General features: G+C 63.3%; 1 protein-coding gene. It reads left to right on the forward strand.

Annotated elements, in window-relative coordinates; translation table 11 throughout:
- Nucleotides 1–264, forward strand: a 264-nt coding sequence (locus tag Q5L94_RS13810) for a hypothetical protein (protein ID WP_317498927.1), incomplete at both ends; no start/stop codon positions are given.

Genomic DNA, 264 nt, shown 5'->3' on the forward strand with positions numbered 1-264 from the left:
GCAACGGGAAAAGCTGCCCTAAAGGCAAAACCAGCGCCCACCAAAGGCAAGGCGGGCGGCGCGAAAAGCAGTCCGGCAGCCGCGCTCGAACCCGCCGAAGGTGTCTCCGGCAAGCCGAAACTCAACGCTGCCAAAGGCAAACCGGCCGCGCCCAAGAAACAGCCCAAAGCCGCCACCGCCACTGCTCCGGTTGAGCCCATCTATGCCCCGGCCCGCCCTGCACAAGTCAAAACGCGGCATCTCATGCTGATGGTCTCTTTTCTC

The sequence above is a fragment of the Idiomarina sp. Sol25 genome (genome assembly GCF_033052775.1).
Classification (GTDB): Bacteria; Pseudomonadota; Gammaproteobacteria; order Enterobacterales; family Alteromonadaceae; genus Idiomarina.